Annotated in this window: 14 protein-coding genes; 7 read left to right on the top strand and 7 right to left on the bottom strand. The window is 46.5% G+C overall.

Annotated elements, in window-relative coordinates:
• Positions 1 to 37: 37 nt before the first annotated feature.
• The 3 genes from rfaE2 to K1X61_07205 are packed head-to-tail and all read right to left on the bottom strand — an operon-like array spanning position 38 to position 1,886.
• Complete coding sequence (gene rfaE2 / locus K1X61_07215) at positions 38 to 529, bottom strand: D-glycero-beta-D-manno-heptose 1-phosphate adenylyltransferase (GenBank protein ID MBX7108417.1); 492 nt, start codon at positions 527 to 529, stop codon at positions 38 to 40.
• Positions 526 to 1,536 (bottom strand): flippase-like domain-containing protein, encoded by a 1,011-nt coding sequence (locus K1X61_07210; protein MBX7108416.1) that lies wholly within the window; start codon positions 1,534 to 1,536, stop codon positions 526 to 528. The genes rfaE2 and K1X61_07210 overlap by 4 nt, the downstream gene beginning before the upstream one ends.
• On the bottom strand, positions 1,536 to 1,886 hold the full coding sequence (locus K1X61_07205) for an aspartate 1-decarboxylase (GenBank protein MBX7108415.1): 351 nt from the start codon (positions 1,884 to 1,886) through the stop codon (positions 1,536 to 1,538). The genes K1X61_07210 and K1X61_07205 overlap by 1 nt, the downstream gene beginning before the upstream one ends.
• Before the next feature lie 754 nt (positions 1,887 to 2,640).
• Between K1X61_07205 and K1X61_07200 the strand changes: the two genes are divergently transcribed.
• Positions 2,641 to 4,509 (top strand): T9SS type A sorting domain-containing protein, encoded by a 1,869-nt coding sequence (locus K1X61_07200; protein MBX7108414.1) that lies wholly within the window; start codon positions 2,641 to 2,643, stop codon positions 4,507 to 4,509.
• 129 nt (positions 4,510 to 4,638) lie between these two features.
• On the opposite strand, the gene panC is transcribed toward K1X61_07200, so the two are convergent.
• A complete protein-coding gene (panC, locus tag K1X61_07195) occupies positions 4,639 to 5,484 on the bottom strand; it encodes a pantoate--beta-alanine ligase (GenBank protein MBX7108413.1) in 846 nt (281 codons plus the stop codon).
• Positions 5,485 to 5,725: 241 nt separating this feature from the next.
• Between panC and K1X61_07190 the strand changes: the two genes are divergently transcribed.
• From K1X61_07190 to glmS, 3 genes are all read left to right on the top strand, one after another.
• A complete protein-coding gene (locus tag K1X61_07190) occupies positions 5,726 to 6,541 on the top strand; it encodes a glycogen/starch synthase (protein ID MBX7108412.1) in 816 nt (271 codons plus the stop codon).
• Between the two features lie 96 nt (positions 6,542 to 6,637).
• On the top strand, positions 6,638 to 7,981 hold the full coding sequence (locus tag K1X61_07185) for a DUF4270 domain-containing protein (GenBank protein MBX7108411.1): 1,344 nt from the start codon (positions 6,638 to 6,640) through the stop codon (positions 7,979 to 7,981).
• 26 nt (positions 7,982 to 8,007) lie between these two features.
• On the top strand, positions 8,008 to 9,846 hold the full coding sequence (glmS, locus tag K1X61_07180; protein MBX7108410.1) for a glutamine--fructose-6-phosphate transaminase (isomerizing): 1,839 nt from the start codon (positions 8,008 to 8,010) through the stop codon (positions 9,844 to 9,846).
• Between the two features lie 336 nt (positions 9,847 to 10,182).
• On the opposite strand, the gene K1X61_07175 is transcribed toward glmS, so the two are convergent.
• Both K1X61_07175 and K1X61_07170 read right to left on the bottom strand, forming a co-directional pair.
• Positions 10,183 to 10,794 (bottom strand): superoxide dismutase, encoded by a 612-nt coding sequence (locus K1X61_07175; protein ID MBX7108409.1) that lies wholly within the window; start codon positions 10,792 to 10,794, stop codon positions 10,183 to 10,185.
• A gap of 188 nt (positions 10,795 to 10,982) precedes the next feature.
• Positions 10,983 to 11,426: a nucleoside deaminase gene (locus tag K1X61_07170; protein MBX7108408.1), complete on the bottom strand. Its 444-nt coding sequence runs from the start codon at positions 11,424 to 11,426 to the stop codon at positions 10,983 to 10,985.
• Positions 11,427 to 11,582: 156 nt separating this feature from the next.
• Here K1X61_07170 and K1X61_07165 point away from each other — a divergent pair, with 156 nt between their 5' ends.
• From K1X61_07165 to K1X61_07155, 3 genes are read left to right on the top strand one after another with little or no spacing between them, the layout of a single operon-like run.
• On the top strand, positions 11,583 to 13,016 hold the full coding sequence (locus K1X61_07165; GenBank protein ID MBX7108407.1) for a TolC family protein: 1,434 nt from the start codon (positions 11,583 to 11,585) through the stop codon (positions 13,014 to 13,016).
• Between the two features lie 2 nt (positions 13,017 to 13,018).
• The gene (locus K1X61_07160; protein ID MBX7108406.1) at positions 13,019 to 14,389 is read left to right on the top strand and encodes an efflux RND transporter periplasmic adaptor subunit; all 1,371 of its coding nucleotides are present in this window, start codon (positions 13,019 to 13,021) and stop codon (positions 14,387 to 14,389) included.
• A gap of 38 nt (positions 14,390 to 14,427) precedes the next feature.
• The gene (locus tag K1X61_07155; protein MBX7108405.1) at positions 14,428 to 15,522 is read left to right on the top strand and encodes an NAD(P)H-dependent glycerol-3-phosphate dehydrogenase; all 1,095 of its coding nucleotides are present in this window, start codon (positions 14,428 to 14,430) and stop codon (positions 15,520 to 15,522) included.
• Positions 15,523 to 15,536: 14 nt separating this feature from the next.
• On the opposite strand, the gene K1X61_07150 is transcribed toward K1X61_07155, so the two are convergent.
• Positions 15,537 to 16,490, bottom strand: coding sequence for a nitronate monooxygenase (locus K1X61_07150; GenBank protein MBX7108404.1), 954 nt, complete (start codon positions 16,488 to 16,490; stop codon positions 15,537 to 15,539).
• Between the last annotated feature and the right edge of the window lie 44 nt (positions 16,491 to 16,534).

The following is a 16,534-nucleotide window of genomic DNA, read 5'->3' as shown; positions in this document are numbered from 1 at the left end:
TTTACTGAAGACCGGTTTTAAACCTTTGGCAATAGTTTTATTTTTGGTTTTTTATCCTGGTAATAATCGCAGAGGTTGAAAAGCCATTTGCGAATGGCACTATTTCAACGCGGCCGCCATATTGTTCCACAATATCTTTACCTACAACAGTATCGGCAGTATAGTCACCACCTTTCACAATCACATCCGGCGCGAGTGCTTTAATCAGTTCATAAGGTGTGTCTTCATCAAAGAAGATAACCGCATCTATAAAATCAAAGGATGCCATGATGAGAGCACGCGATTGCGCATCCTGTACCGGCCGTCCGGGTTTCAGCTTGCTTACCGAGGCATCGCTGTTCAGCGCTGCAATCAGGATATCTCCATAAGTGCGCGCTGTGGTAAGCAGGTGAATATGCCCGGCATGAATGATGTCAAAACAGCCGTTGGTGAAAACCACTTTCTTGCTTTTCAGATGCCAGGCGGCAATTTGCCGCTTTAACACGGGTATGGTGACAATTTTTTCTTGAATCACGGGAAGGTAATTCATGCGGCGGGAGATTTACGGTTAATGATGGGAAGAATTACCAAAGCGAGCAATCCAAAAGCCAGCATGCCAAATACCTGTGTGGCATGACTGAGAATGGCGTATGCCAATGCATCATTATTGGAGATGCCATAAAGTACGAGTGTCTGCGTTACAATTACATGAAAAGTGCCGAATCCGCCCTGAACAGGTGCAGCCCAACCGAAGGCACCGAATACCATCACGGCCAGCGCGGCGAGCCAGCCTAAGGTTGTTGTGGCCGGAAAGCTGAAGAATGTCACATAAGACATCAATAGGTACATCAACCAGATGAGGAAGGTATACAACAGGAATAGGTTCCTGTTTTTCAGGTTGCCTATCGTCTTAATGCCGTCGGCGAAACCACGCATCATATCTTTCAGCTTGAGGTAATACCTCGACCGTTTGATGCGCACGATATAAAACCACGAGACAAAAAGCACCAAAGCAAAGATGCCTGCCACCAGCAGGTAGAAGATGATTCCCTGTGAAAGCAGCAGATTCACCTTGTCGCCAATAGGTCCGAAAACATATTGTGTTGCCATACTGCTCATTTTTTCAAATTCGATGAGCAGGATCAGGAACAGCAACAGGAAGATGGTAAGCACATCAATGACGCGTTCAACCACTACCGTTCCGAATAATTTATTCATCGGCATTTTACCATAGTTGCTCAGCATGGCGCTGCGTGTTACTTCTCCCATACGCGGAATAGCCAGGTTGGCCATGTAGCCTGCCATCAGTGAAAAGAAGGTGTTGACAAGCCTCGGCCTGTAGCCCAACGGATGTATCAGCATATTCCATCGAAGAGAACGGAAGATGTTGCTGACTAATCCAAACACTAATGCAAGCAATGGCCACCACCAGTTGGCTGACTCCAGTTTTAACCTGATCTCTTCCAGGTTCTGATTGCGGATCACCAGCCAAAAAAGAAAACCCCCAATGGCTGCGAAAAGAAGGATACGGAAGGCGGAAAATAATTTCTGTTTCACTAACGGCTTAATAAGTTCTGTTCATTAGGAAAAATGATAGATGGTTTGAATAACCTGGCTTCTTCCCAATCAAGGGTTCCATAGGAAATGATGATAACGATGTCGCCGACGATGGCTTTCCTGGCAGCAGGCCCGTTGAGACAAATGGTTCCTGAGCCGCGTTTACCCTTTATCACATAAGTTTCTATCCGTTCTCCATTGTTTACGTTTACCACCTGCACCTTTTCATTCTCTATCAGGTTACTGGCATCCATCAGGTCTTCGTCTATGGTGATGCTGCCTACATAATCAATATTTGCTTCGGTAACCCTTACCCGGTGAATTTTTGATTTGACAACTTCAATGGTCATAGCGCGTGCAAAGATATAAATTGATCAGCGAACGGCCGGACAATGCAATCGGCTTACCGTAGATACACTGTTAACTGCCATGTAAATGCACAATGATGCAGTTGCATAAGGCAGTGTTGAAGCAGTTCATGCTCTTCGTCCGCAAGGCATATTTTATGGCACTCTTTGCATTATTGCTCCGCTGCAGTTTTTTTAGTGCTTGTTTTGTCGATGACTAAACTGTTTATGTATGGAAGTTTATTTGGAGCCGGGGCTGTTTTTTTGATTGGCTGAACATTTAGCATAAGTTCAGCCTTTCTCTTAATGTTATTTATTACCTTGATCTGGATTCCTTCACGGGTGAACAGCAATTGAATATTATTCATTCACCATGATGAAAAAAGAGCATCACAATGCAGTTTCAAGCAGTCAGCCATTCAATTAAATGACTGAAGCAAAACGTAAATGCAAGCTCACTGTGTTGGATCCCATGAAAAATAACATGCATAGGATTCACGAGTTGGTGGCATCATTTATCGTGATTCGACAGGTTGGTTTGAAAGAGCTATTGTAGGCACCGCAATTACCGGTTGGGCTTTTCCGATAACGGTTGCTTATATAGAGCTGAATGTTTATTTTCCCTTCAAACCATCTGTTAGAAATCTTCGGACTGCATTTTCATTAAGTGAGGCATCAGCAGTCAACTATGTGATGGTGTTCAATACGGATTAATCAGATTACCCTGTAAAATAGCTTTCATGAAACAATCAACGATATGAAGCGGATACTGATCATGATTTGTAGCATGATGCTTGGCATGCTCGCAATTAATACTGCCGGCCTGGCGCAAAATGAGGCCAACACCTGGTATTTCGGAAATTTTGCCGGTATTGATTTCAACAGCGGAGCAGCCGTTTCACTTACGGATGGAGTGATGAATGCAACGGAAGGTTGTGCCTCCATCAGCGATAAAAATACAGGCAGCATCCTTATGTATACCAATGGAGCAAAGGTGTGGAATGCCGATCATCAACTGATGGCCAACGGCACAGGACTCACCGGTGCCTCCTCCAGTGCCCAAGCCGCTGTCATCGTTCCGGATCCGGGTAACAGTGATCAGTATTATATTTTTACTGCCGGTGAATATTTCAGTGGTGGAAGTGATGGTTATCGTTACAGCATTGTGGATATGAGTCAGAATGGAGGCCTTGGTGCGGTTACAGCCGTAAAAAATATTCTGCTCTATGCTCCGGCCTGTGAGAAACTGGCAGTGATAAAAAACAGTGCCGGCACAGGCTATTGGATTACCACACATGAATGGAACGGTGCAAATTTCGTTTGTTATGAATTGACGGAAACAGGAATTTCATCACCCGTCTATTCAGCTGCGGGCACAGCTTACAGCAACTACAACCGCATCGGCTGCATGAAATTTTCGCCTGACGGATCGCGGCTTGCTACCGTGCTTTCAGGGCTCGATCAGGCCGAAGTCTATAATTTTGATGCTTCCACCGGAACCGTGTCGGATGCGATGAACCTGGGAACAATCACCAACAGCTTTCCTTATGTCTATGGCATAGCTTTTTCACCCAACGGAAAACGGTTGTACGTCGATGAAGAAAATAATTCCAATCTGTTTCAGTTCGACCTTGATGCCGGTTCACTGGCTGAAATCATTGCAAGCAAAACGATAGTAGGCACTTCTTCTTCATCGGCTATGCAGACGATGCAGCTTGGCCCCGACAAAAGACTCTATATCTGCCGAAACGGTTCCTCCAGTCTCGCCGTCGTCAACGATCCTGATGTAGCCGGCACAGGCTGCAATTTTGTCGATTACGGTTTTTATCTCGTTCAGGCAACCTGTGTTTACGGGCTTCCCGCATTTATTGAAAATGTTTTCGGCACTGAACCAGTACAACAAGTCTTCGTTGCTGCCAGCGATACGGATATCTGTGAAAAATTCTGCATCAACTTCTATGATCAGTCATTGAATAGCCCAACAGCATGGTACTGGGAATTTCAGGGAGCATCGCCGCCCACATCATCCCAGCAAAACCCTGACAATATCTGTTATGATACACCGGGCAGTTATGATGTATTGCTTGTCACTACCAATACCGACGGAGAAGATACACTGCTGCTCAGCGACTACATCACCGTTTATGCCACGCCGCCCTTTCCGATAATAACACAGGATGGTTCTTTGCTGACTTGCAGCCCGGCAGCTGCGTATCAGTGGCAATTTAACGGTACGGACATTCCCGGAGCCACCGGTCAGACCTACACAGTTACTCAGAGCGGATACTATACGGTAATAGTCTTCGAAGAGCACGGTTGCAAAAATTCGGCGACAGTAATCGTCACATTAACGGGTAGTGAAGATGTCATGGCTGATGGTGGCATCCATATCTATCCGAATCCTTCAGCTGGGATCTTCCATGTTCAGACGGATAATCTCTTAACATTCAGTTATACGATAGAAGTAGTAAATGCTCTTGGCCAGGTAGTCTTTCGCAGAGAAGCTGATTCTTCAATGCAAAGCACGGCGATTATTGATTTGTCGGATCAGCCGGCCGCCGTTTACATGCTTCGCCTTTCAGCAGGCATGCAATATCTTACCAGGAAGTTACAGCTCGTAAAATAAAGCCCGGAGTCAGATCATTCCATCTAATTTTTTTGCTTTCAGCAGAAAGGAAACAGGCCCCATTCAGGCGGATAATTTATGGGTAAGTTATGTTAAACCTGCGAGCGTGTCATGAAAGCGAACGTTTGATTACTGCAGCATCATATTATCAAGCAAACGAACATTGCCGATTAAAACCGCAGTCACGGCCACAATATGTTGTGCATTGTTCCAGTCGTTGACAATACGGAAGGAACGGCTGTCACAGAATTCAAAATAATCTACATCGGTATCTGGCATGTCTTGCATGCGGCTGACCGATGCCTGCTTTAATGATTCCGGTGTGTAGGCCCTGTAGTTTTCAGTAGCAAATACCAAAGTCTGATAGATAATGGATGCTGCATCACGCTGCTGTGGAGTGAGCCGGATATTTCTTGAACTCATGGCCAGCCCGTTTTCTTCCCGGAAGGTCGGGCAGATGATGATATGCGTGGCATAGCCTCTTACATCGCACAACCGCTCAATCACCTTAACCTGCTGAAAGTCCTTTTGGCCGAGATACAATCGGTCGGGCTGCACGATTGTCAGAAAGCGGTCAACCACATTGGCCACCCCATTGAAATGTCCGGGTCGCGAGGCCCCTTCAAGAAACGATTCCAGGTGGCCAAGGTCATATTGTATCAGTTGGCCGGGGCCATCCGGATAAACATCGGTTACATCTGGCAGAAACAGGATGTCACAGCCGGAATTAATAAGCTGCTCAATGTCGGTTTCAATCGGGCGGGGATATTTTTCAAGGTCTTTTGGATCATTAAACTGCGCGGGATTGACGAAGATGCTGCATACTACCAGGTCGTTTTCCGCTTTGGCCCGTGTTATCAGCGACAGGTGACCGGCATGAAGGGCTCCCATCGTAGGTACAAATCCAATTGATTTACCCGCTGATTTTGCTAAAGTCAGATATTCGGAGATAGCCGTTGTCTTAAACTGAATCACGCATTAAAGTTTTTGAAGATGGCGCGAAAGATAGCATTTAAAGGCAACTGATCTTTATGGGCAGTGTGCCGGCATTCAGCAAATGAACAACTGCAAAGGATCTCGTTCCTAATCGGCAAGGCACTGTGCTTACGTTCCTTTGTCTGCTCTTTTGGAAAAGTTCAGGCTTTTTTTTAGTATCTTTGCCCACTGTTTTTCAGAGGTTAACCTTGAAACCTCCTTCCAAATTGAAAATTCCCAGATGACTAAAAAAAGAGTACTGATCATCACGCAGGAAATGAAACCATACCTGGTGTTATCAGAGATGGCCCGCATTACAAACCAGTTACCTGTTCACCTGCTCAACCAGGGAATGGAAGTGCGTGTACTGATGCCCAGATTTGGCAGTATTAATGAAAGGAGGCACCGTCTGCATGAAGTTGTAAGGCTTTCCGGTATGAACATCATTATTGACGATGATGATTTTCCGCTGATTATCAAAGTTGCTTCATTACCCGGCGCCCGCCTTCAGGTGTATTTTCTTGATAATGAAGACTTTTTTAAACGCAAATACGACTTTACCGACGAACATCATAAATTCTATGATGATAACGCCGAACGGATGATTTTCTTCTGTAAGGGTGCGCTGGAAACCGTAAAAAAGTGGGGATGGCCGCCTGATATTATTCATTGCCACGGCTGGATGACAAGCCTTGTTCCTATGTATATAAAAACCGTTTACAAGAAAGAACCTGTCTTTCACAATTCAAAAGTGGTTTATTCCGTTTACGATAATCCTTTTGAGGGATCACTCGGCAAATCGTTTAACACCAAAGCATTGATACATAAGGATATTAAGGAGACAGACTTTGACTTTTATAAGAAAGGCGATTTCACCGGGCTTAATAAGGGCGGCATTGCACATGCTGATGCCATCATCCTGGGCGATCAAAAGATAGATAAGACGCTGAAGACTTTCATGAAAGCACAGAAAAATAAACCGGTCATGGAGTTCATGAACGGCGAATCATTTCCTGCCGCCTACCAGGAATTTTATGCATCGCTTACAAAAAAATGAGTGTCCTGAATAATCACTATCTGCACTGCATCGCTCTTGGGCGCTTATAGCTTTGATCTTTACTATGCAAATCACCAACAGACACCGGACGAGAATATGATGTTAAGGAATGTAGCGGGTTGGTTGCTTTTGGCGGCTGTTGCACTCTTTTCCTGCAATAAAACTACAGAAATCGGGGTGGGCATTCTGCCTCCTTCCTCTGATATCAATGCCACTTTTACGGATACATTTAAAGTGGTTACCACGCCAATGCGCCAGGATTCGCTGGTGACAAGCAGCCAGTTTTACAGCCTGCTTGGTAATATGTATGACCCCATCTTTGGAAAATCATACGCCGCCATCTTCACCGAATTCCAGTTGCCGACAACGGCTATTGACCTTGGTAATCCAGATACTTTGTTCATTGATTCAGTGGTACTTACCATGGGTTACTTTAAAACCTATGGCTATGCTGATGTTCCACAATCATTTACCGTTCATGAAGTGACGGAAAAGATGAGCCCAAAACCTGATGACGGTTATTTTTCCAATAAATCATTTGCCACCGGTGCGGAAGTACTCGGCAGGAAGCAGTTGCTGGTGCCGGCATTGAATGACAGTATTGAAGTGCTGGGCGTAACCTTCCCTCCACACCTTCGTATCCGGCTTTCCGACAGGTTCGGACAGGATCTGCTTGATCAGTCAGGGCAGGCCAGCCTGGCCACTGATTCCGCATTCAAGGAATATTTTCATGGTTTGCTCATTCAACCCGACACCGTTGCCACACCGTATGCGGCAAGCATGCTTTATCTGGCCATGCTGTCTTCGGTGAGTGGTCTGCGCATCTACTGGCACACACCGGCCAAGAGTAAGCTGAATATCAATTTCCCGGTAAGCACCAGTGAAGTAAAAACAAATTATTTCCGTCACGCCTATGCCGGCACCGTGGTGGCGAGTCATCTGCAGGTTGAGACACAAGATGGCGACAGTCTTCTTTTTATTCAATCCATGGCAGGTATCAGAACGAGGGTGAGCATACCGAATTTGCTGAACCTGCATGATGTGATCATTAATAAAGCTGAACTGGTGATTTCTCAGCGTTTGGATCCCAACAGGGCCGATAGCGTATTCAAACCGCCGGTGCAGTTGTTGATTGTGACGCTCGACAGTGCGGGTAAAATCAAAGCTATTCCGGATAATGATGATGTGAATCATGCATTTCCATCCTATGGTGGCAATAGGGTGGAGTTTGGCATCCTGCCCGGCGATACGGTGGCACAATACAAGTTTAACATTTCGCAGCAGGTACAATTGCTGATCGATGGTAAAATCACCGATTATGGGCTATTCCTCATTAATAACAGTGCGCAGGAAACGGCCGACCGCCTGATGGCGGGCGGCGGCAACCGGGATGATGTGTATAAGACCAAACTCAATATCATTTACACTCCCATCGAATAACTACCTTTAAAATAAATTCACTCAGCATGTGTGGAATCGTCGGTTACATAGGTAATAAGCAGGCTTTCCCCATTCTTATCAAAGGCCTTCACCGGCTTGAATACAGGGGCTACGACAGTGCCGGAGTTGCCTTGCTCAACAACTCGCTCCATGTCTATAAAAAAGCGGGTAAGGTGAGCGCACTGGAAGAGTTTGTGGCCGATAAAGACACCAACGGCACCATTGGCATCGGCCATACCAGATGGGCTACCCATGGTGAACCCAATGATGTAAATGCCCATCCGCATTTCTCTGAAACAAAAAGCCTGGCCATTATTCACAATGGGATTATTGAAAATTATGCTACGCTGAAAGAAGAGCTGTTGCTGCGCGGTCATCATTTTGAATCCGATACAGATACGGAAGTCTTGATTCACCTGATAGAAGACATTATGGTGAATGAAGTGCAGGACTTGCCGGAAGCAGTGCGCATAGCACTGAATGAAGTTGTGGGGGCTTATGCCATCGTTATCCTGGCAAAAAATAATCCGGATATGCTGGTGGCAGCCAGAAAAGGCAGTCCTCTTGTAATCGGCATTGGCGTGCATGAATACTTTGTGGCATCAGATGCAACACCGATAGTGGAGTTTACCAAAAACGTGGTGTACCTCAATGATGAGGAGATTGCCGTACTGAACCGCAATAGCGACCTCACCATTAAAACAATCGGCAACAAGGTGAAGACGCCATACATCGAGGAACTGGAGCTGAAGCTGGAGATGCTGGAGAAAGGCGGCTATGATCATTTCATGTTGAAGGAAATCTATGAACAGCCCAATTCCATCCGCGACAGCCTGCGCGGCAGGTTGAATACCTATACGGGAAAAATTAAACTTGGCGGCTTCGCGGAGTATGAGGAAAAGCTGTCGCATGCCAAGGGGCTTACCATGATTGCCTGCGGCACATCGTGGCATGCAGCTATTGTAGCGGAGTATTTGTTTGAAGACCTGGCAAGAATACCTGTTGAGGTGGAATATGCTTCTGAGTTCCGCTACCGTAATCCCATCGTTACACCCGACGATATCGTAATCGCGATTTCACAATCAGGCGAAACGGCGGATACACTGGCCGCTATTCAGTTGGCTAAATCGAAGGGAGCTACTGTTTTTGGAATATGCAACGTGGTGGGATCTTCCATTTCCCGGGCCGTGGATGCAGGATCCTATACGCATGCGGGCCCTGAAATAGGAGTGGCTTCCACGAAAGCGTTTACCGCACAGGTAACCGTGTTGAGTATGCTGGCGTTATATACGGCACGCAAGCGCGGAACTATTACACAATCAAGGTATCATCAGCTGATCAATGAACTGGATTCTATTCCTGAAAAGGTAAAACAGGTTTTGAAAACGAATGAACAGATCAAATACATCGCTGACTTTTTTAAAGATACCCGCAACTTTTTATATCTCGGGCGTGGCTATAACTTCCCGGTAGGACTGGAAGGCGCCTTAAAGCTGAAGGAAATTTCTTACATCCATGCAGAAGGTTATCCGGCAGCCGAAATGAAACACGGCCCGATTGCACTCATTGATGATGAAATGCCGGTGGTGGTCTTAGCCACTAAAGGCGGTCCGTATGATAAAATCCTGAGCAACATACAGGAAGTGAAGGCGCGCAAAGGACGTATCATCGCTATTGTAACAGAAGGTGATAAAATCATCCGTGACCTCGCTGAGTTCGTGATAGAAATTCCGGAGACCGAAGAATCGCTGACTCCCCTGCTGTCGGTAATTCCGTTGCAGCTACTGGCTTACCATATCGCCGTTTTGCGCGGCTGCAATGTAGACCAGCCACGCAACCTTGCCAAAAGCGTAACAGTGGAGTAAGGTTTGCCTTGTATTCGATTACTGCGGCACGATAAATTTACCCGAAGCAATGTCGTCTGTCTTGAGCAGCTGCAGCGGTTAACGCAATGCTGATGGCTGTTGCCTGCGCTTTCTAATTTATAACCGGTGCGGTGCAAACATTATTTCGCACCATATTGCGAAACAATATCAGCAAGAAATAAACTCCGGCAATCTATGCAGATGTAATACCGGCACGATCAAACGGCCTGCCAGCGGTTTGCAGTTGCCTTACTAAGCGAAACAGGCCGGCTGATGAATGGCCGGCCTGTTTCGTGTAGCTTAGAATATAGCTTCAATGGTCCTGCCAATGCTTCCTTACTTCATAGCCTCCTGGTAACGGAGCGACACCTCATCCCAATTAATCACATTCCAGAATGCAGCGATATAATCCGGGCGCTTGTTCTGGTACTTCAGGTAGTATGCATGTTCCCAAACATCCATTCCCAGCACCGGCGTACCTTTTACTTCTACCACATCCATCAACGGGTTGTCCTGGTTAGGTGTAGAAGTTACCGCCAGCTTTTTGTTCGCATCCACAATCAGCCAGGCCCAGCCGGAACCAAAGCGGGTGGTGCCAGCCGCAGAAAAGGCTTCATAGAATTTCTCAAAACTGCCGAGGTTACTGGTGATGGCATCCAGCAATACACCTTTTGGTGCGCCGCCGCCACCCGGTTTCATAACTGACCAGAATAATGAATGGTTGTAGTGCCCGCCGCCATTGTTGCGCACGGCTACCTGAAACTTTGAAATGTTTTTACAGATTTCTTCGATGCTCCATCCCGAAGCATCATTGCCTTCCAGCGCTTTGTTCAGATTAGTGACATAGGCGGCATGGTGTTTATCGTGGTGGATCTGCATCGTCATCGCATCAATGTGCGGCTCGAGTGCGTCAAAGCCATAGGGTAAGGGAGGAAGTTGAAAAGCCATAGACAGAAAGTTTTAGAGTTTGAGATGTTAATTGATGTATCAGGCAAATATAACTTTTTGGATGTGGCAAAGGTTCACATAGGATAGAAATGGTGGTCTGATGGCCATTACCGTTTATGAGGCAATTACCCAAAAGCCTATCCAGTATGCCTGATAAGCACAAAGATTGACAGCTATTCCAAAAGACATCACTCCCTTTTTCGTTTAAAAAACTCCCGCACCAGGTTACCGCATTCTTCTTCCAGTATGCCTGTTTCAACAATTGTTTTTGGATGTAGCGGCGATGGTGTAAACAATGTAAACCCTTTCTTCAGATCCATAGCGCCGATAACAAGTTGCGTCACCTGGGCCCATCCGATTGCAGCTGCACACATCATACAGGGTTCAAGCGTCACATAAAGTGCACAGCCTTTCAAGTATTTGCTGTTAAAAAAGCCGGCGGCCGCAGTGATGGCCATAATCTCGGCATGCGCGGTTACATCCTGCAGCCGTTCCACCTGGTTATAGCCTTTTCCGATTATCTGGTTATTGCTTACCATGATGGCGCCAACTGGAACTTCATCTTCCTCCAATGCCTGCATGGCTTCCTTTATAGCCAGGCTCATGAAATATTCGTGAGAAAAAGACGTCAAAGGATTGGTGTTGGGTGTTTTAGAATCTTTTAATTGCCGGATTCAAGGACGGCAGACAACAGGATCGTCGCCAGATCCTCAAAAGTTGCTGTGCAATTGATCGCTGACCACATTCATTTTTATTTATCTTTGGCCGCACTAAAAATAAAGAATCTTTTGAGGCGTCTTTTTTTTGTTTTAGGGTTGGGGCTTTGTATCTTTCAAACTGTCAGCGCACAGCAGCTATGGACACTTGAGGAGTGTGCCGCCTACGCTACGGCAAATAATATTTCGCTGAAACAGGCACAGCTCAATGCACAGCTTTCGGAATATACGCTTACACAGTCAAAGCTGAACCTGCTCCCAAATGTAAATGCCAGCACAGGCTATTATTTTAACTTCGGCCGGACGATTGACCCTACCACCAACCTGTTTGTGAATCAAAACACACAAACCAATACGATTCAGCTATCCCTCGGTTACCCGTTGTTTAATGGTTTGCAAAGGCTGAATTCCATTAAACAAAATGAATTTAGTTTGCTGGCAAGTGAAGCCGCGACAGACAATACCGAACAAACCATCCTCCTGTATGTTACCGGCGGATTCCTCGAAATTGTATATGGCAAGGAAAACCTGTCGAATGCGGAAGAGCAGTTGAAGTTATCGCGCGCACAGATGGACCGGACGAAATTGCTGGTGGAGGCCGGAACCCTTCCGCAGGGAGCGCTCTATGATATGGAAGCGCAGGTGGCAAATGATGAGCTGGCGAAAGTTACCGCGCAGAATGCATTGGACATTGCAAAGCTTAACCTCGCCCAACTGATGAATTTGATGCAACCTGTAGAGGTGTCAGTACCCGATATCAATATGAGTGCGGAGTTATTGCGCGATCTCAACATCACTTCCGACAGTATATTTCGCACCGCTGTGCAGTTGCAGCCGGTAATAAAAAATGCAGAATATAACCTGTTCAGCTATCAGCGCGGCCTTGCCGTGGCTAAAGGTGCACAGTATCCCTCCTTATCTTTTTTTGGAAGCCTTTCAACCAATTATTCAAATGCCTATCAGCGCATTGGCTCCATTGATACTGTAATCGGTGAGCCTTACCAGATTGGATATGTTGCAAGCAGCGGAGAGCCTGTGTTATCCCCGCAGTTTGATATTATACCGGTCTTTAAAGACGCTGCTTACACCACACAGCTTAAAGACAACTTCGGGCAGGCCTTCGGCTTCAGCCTTGATATCCCAATTTTTAACAACTGGAATACGCGTACCAATATCAGCCGTTCTAAAATCAATGTGCAGAATGCAGAGTATGCCCTGCAGTCGGCGAAGCAGCAGCTGGAGAAGGATGTGCAGACAGCCTACCAGGACGCTGTGGCGGCGAAAAACAGTTATTCGGCAGCGCTGAAGAGTGTGACTGCGCTGGAGAAATCATTTGATGATGCGCAGAAGAAGTTTAACCTCGGTGCCATCACGTCGCTCGATTATACTACGGCAAAAAGCAACCTTACCAAAGCACAATCCTCCCTGCTGCAGGCGAAATTCAAATATATCTTTAAGCTGAAAGTACTGGATCTTTACCAGGGAAAACCACTAACACTGCAATAAGCATGTTCAAGAAAAACAGGTTACTCATTATTCTGATTGCCATCGTGGTGATACTGATCATCGTATTGATGGTAGGAAAAAAGCAGGGATGGATCGGCGGCGGCAAGGAAACGGAAGTGAGCGCGGAAGCAGTTTCCCATAAGGATATTGTGGAAAGAGTTTCCGCAAGCGGGAAGATCTATCCTGAGCTGGATGTGAAATTAAGCCCTGATGTATCGGGTGAGGTAACGCAACTTTACATCAAAGAAGGCGATTCCGTGCAGGCAGGCATGGTGCTTGCTAAAATCAAACCCGATATCTATCAGGCAATTCTCGACCGTTCGGTTGCTGCATTAAATACGGCAAAGTCCAACTCGTTGCAGTCGCAGTCGGCACTGATACAGGTTACGGCAGAACTGGAACGGGCCGAGAAAAATTATAACCGCAACAAGGATCTGCATAATCAGAAGGTTATTTCTGATGCTGATTTTGAAAATATTGAGGCGGCTTACAAAGCAGCGAAAGCCAACTATGATGGCGCGCTGATGACGGTGAAGGCCGCCGACTACAATGTGCAAAGCGCCGAAGCAAGTGTGAAGGAAGCCACGGAAGATCTGCGCAAGACGACCATCTATGCGCCGATCACCGGTATCGTATCACAACTCAACATTGAAAAGGGAGAACGTGTGCTGGGCACCACACAGATGGAAGGCACTGATATGATGCACATTTCAGATCTGAATGCCATTGAAGCACGGGTGGATGTAAGTGAGAACGATGTGCTCAGAGTGCAGTTGGGCGATACATCGGAAATTGAACTCGATGCCTATCCCGATAAGAAATTTAAAGGCGTGGTGAAGCAGATCGCCAACTCGGCGAAGAGTACACTAACCGGGCAGTCGGAACAGGTAACCAACTTTGAAGTTAAGATCCTGTTGCTGAAGGATTCCTATAAGGAACTGATCGGCACTGAAGGCAAAAAATTTCCATTCCTGCCGGGCATGTCGGCTTCAGTTGCTATCATGACCAATAAAGTGACTAATGTGATGGCTATTCCCATACAGTCGGTAACAACAAGAGATGCTGCCGATACGGCGAGTGCAAAGAATTCAACGGCAACCGTTGCCACGAAAGCAACGCCTGCCGGTAAGGATACCAAAAAAGATGCAGGCAAGCCGCTGGAGGTGGTATTTGTGGTGAAAGATGGCAAAGCTAAAACGGTAGCGGTAAAGACCGGCATACAGGATGATGAATTCATCGAGATTAAATCAGGATTGAAAGGTGATGAGCAGGTGATCACCGGGCCTTTCAGTGCCATCTCAAGGTTGCTCAAGAATGGAGATGTCGTGAAAATCGTGGATAAAGAGAAACTCTTTAGCGGCGAGTCGAAGTAAAGCATTATCCTCGTCTGCAAAAAGACCTGATCGTTCCAGTGCCTGAATTAATGGTGCGGAAAAGAAATGCAGTTGGTGCGAATGATCTGTCCTTCTTTTACCCTTCAACTTTCAGCGAAATAAAACATGCCTCTGCTATGACTACCGGCAATATTAGTATGATAGGCGGGGGAAGTTGGGCTACCGCACTCACCAAGGTGCTGAATGAAAATGAAAAAGTGGTGCACTGGTGGCTGCGTGATGCGGCAGCAGTTGAAAATCTTATCACCCGCCACAATAATCCGAACTACCTGAGTTCGGTGGACTTCAATCCTGCATACATTCTTCCTTCTGATGATTTAAAAAGAACGATGGCAGCAGCAGAGATTGTTTTTCTGGCTGTGCCTGCGGCATTCTTAAAACAGGCATTGCAGCCACTCGATGCAGCAGATTTGAGGAATAAAATAGTGGTATCGGCTATTAAGGGTATGATACCCGGCGACAACCTGCTGATCGCGGATTACATGCACCGTTTTTTTGAGGTGCCGCTTGAAAATTCAGTCATCATCAGCGGGCCTTGTCATGCGGAAGAAGTGGCATTGGAAAAACTGAGTTATCTCACACTTGCATGCCAGCGGAGTGATTATGCGGGACTGATATGCGATTTGCTTCGTTGCAGATATATCCGTTGTACACCTTCAGATGATATCTATGGCACTGAATATGGCGCCGTGCTGAAAAACATTTATGCCTTGACGGCAGGCATCTGTCACGGGCTTGGTTATGGTGATAATTTTCAGGCTGTGTTGATCTCCAATGCCATTGAAGAGATGGAGCGGTTTGTAAAAGCCGTACATCCAATCACACGCGATATTAAGGACTCGGCTTACCTCGGCGACCTGATGGTGACGGCCTATTCGCAGTTCAGCCGTAACAGGACATTTGGTAATATGATCGGCAAAGGTTATTCGGTGAAAGCTGTTTTGCTGGAGATGAATATGATTGCCGAAGGATATAATGCAGCGAAGTGTATTCATGAAGTGAATAAGCAACTGCAGGTTGACCTGTTGATTGGTGAAGCCACCTACCGCATTTTATATGAAGGCGCCGATGCAAGGGAAACTATTGCAAAGATGAGTGAAGGATTGAGCTGATGTGAAGCAGCAGGTTATGCTTCCGTTTTCATGGCGGCGATTTCCTTTTTTACAGCAAGAAATTCTTCCCATACTTCCCTTACAATTTCAGCCGCGGGTTTAATGGAACGGATACCTGCACTTACTTCGCCGATCTCCAGTTCACCCTCTTCCAGGTCACCTTCAAACATACCGCGCTTGGCGCGCGCACGGCCGAGGATAGTTTTTATTTCCTCCGCTTTTGCGCCACGATCTTCAGCTGCCTGCACCTGTTCGAAAAATTTATTCTTCACCAGCCTGACCGGAACAATTTTTTTCATGGCTACCATGGTGCTGCCTTCTTCCAGCGAAATAATCTTTTGTTTAAAACTTTCATGTGCACTGGCTTCTTCACTTGCCGCGAAGCGTGTTCCCATCTGCACGCCTTCTGCGCCGAGCGCAAAGGCTGCCATCATCGACCGTCCGGAGGAGATGCCTCCCGCAGCTATCAGCGGAATGTTTATAGCCTGTCTTACCAATGGAATCAAGACCATGGTAGTGGTTTCTTCCCGACCGTTGTGGCCGCCCGCCTCAAATCCTTCCGCCACAATAGCATCACAGCCGGCTTCTTGTGCTTTCAATGCAAACTTCGAACTCGATACCACATGCACAACTTTGATATTGTTTTCTTTTAAAACCGGAGTCCATGTTTTGGGATTGCCTGCGGAAGTGAAAACGATCTGCACTCCTTCCTCCATTATGGTCTTCATGTGTTGATCAATATCCGGATACAAAAGCGGCACATTTACACCGAATGGCTTCTTGGTAGCTGTCTTGCATTTGCGGATATGCTGACGGAGAATTTCAGGATACATGGATCCGGCGCCGATGATGCCCAGTCCGCCGGCATTACTTACGGCTGAAGCGAGTTCCCATCCGGAACACCAGATCATGCCGGCCTGGATGATTGGATATTGAATTCCGAAGAGTTGGTTAATCCTGTTTTGCATGGCATTGATCGCAGTAAACGCCGAAGGTGAAGTATGGGGAAAAA

The sequence above is a fragment of the Chitinophagales bacterium genome (assembly GCA_019694975.1).
In the GTDB taxonomy this organism is placed as follows: Bacteria; Bacteroidota; Bacteroidia; order Chitinophagales; family UBA10324; genus JACCZZ01.
Note: the sequence above shows the minus strand (reverse complement) of the source record. Positions and strands in the feature narration are given on the sequence as shown.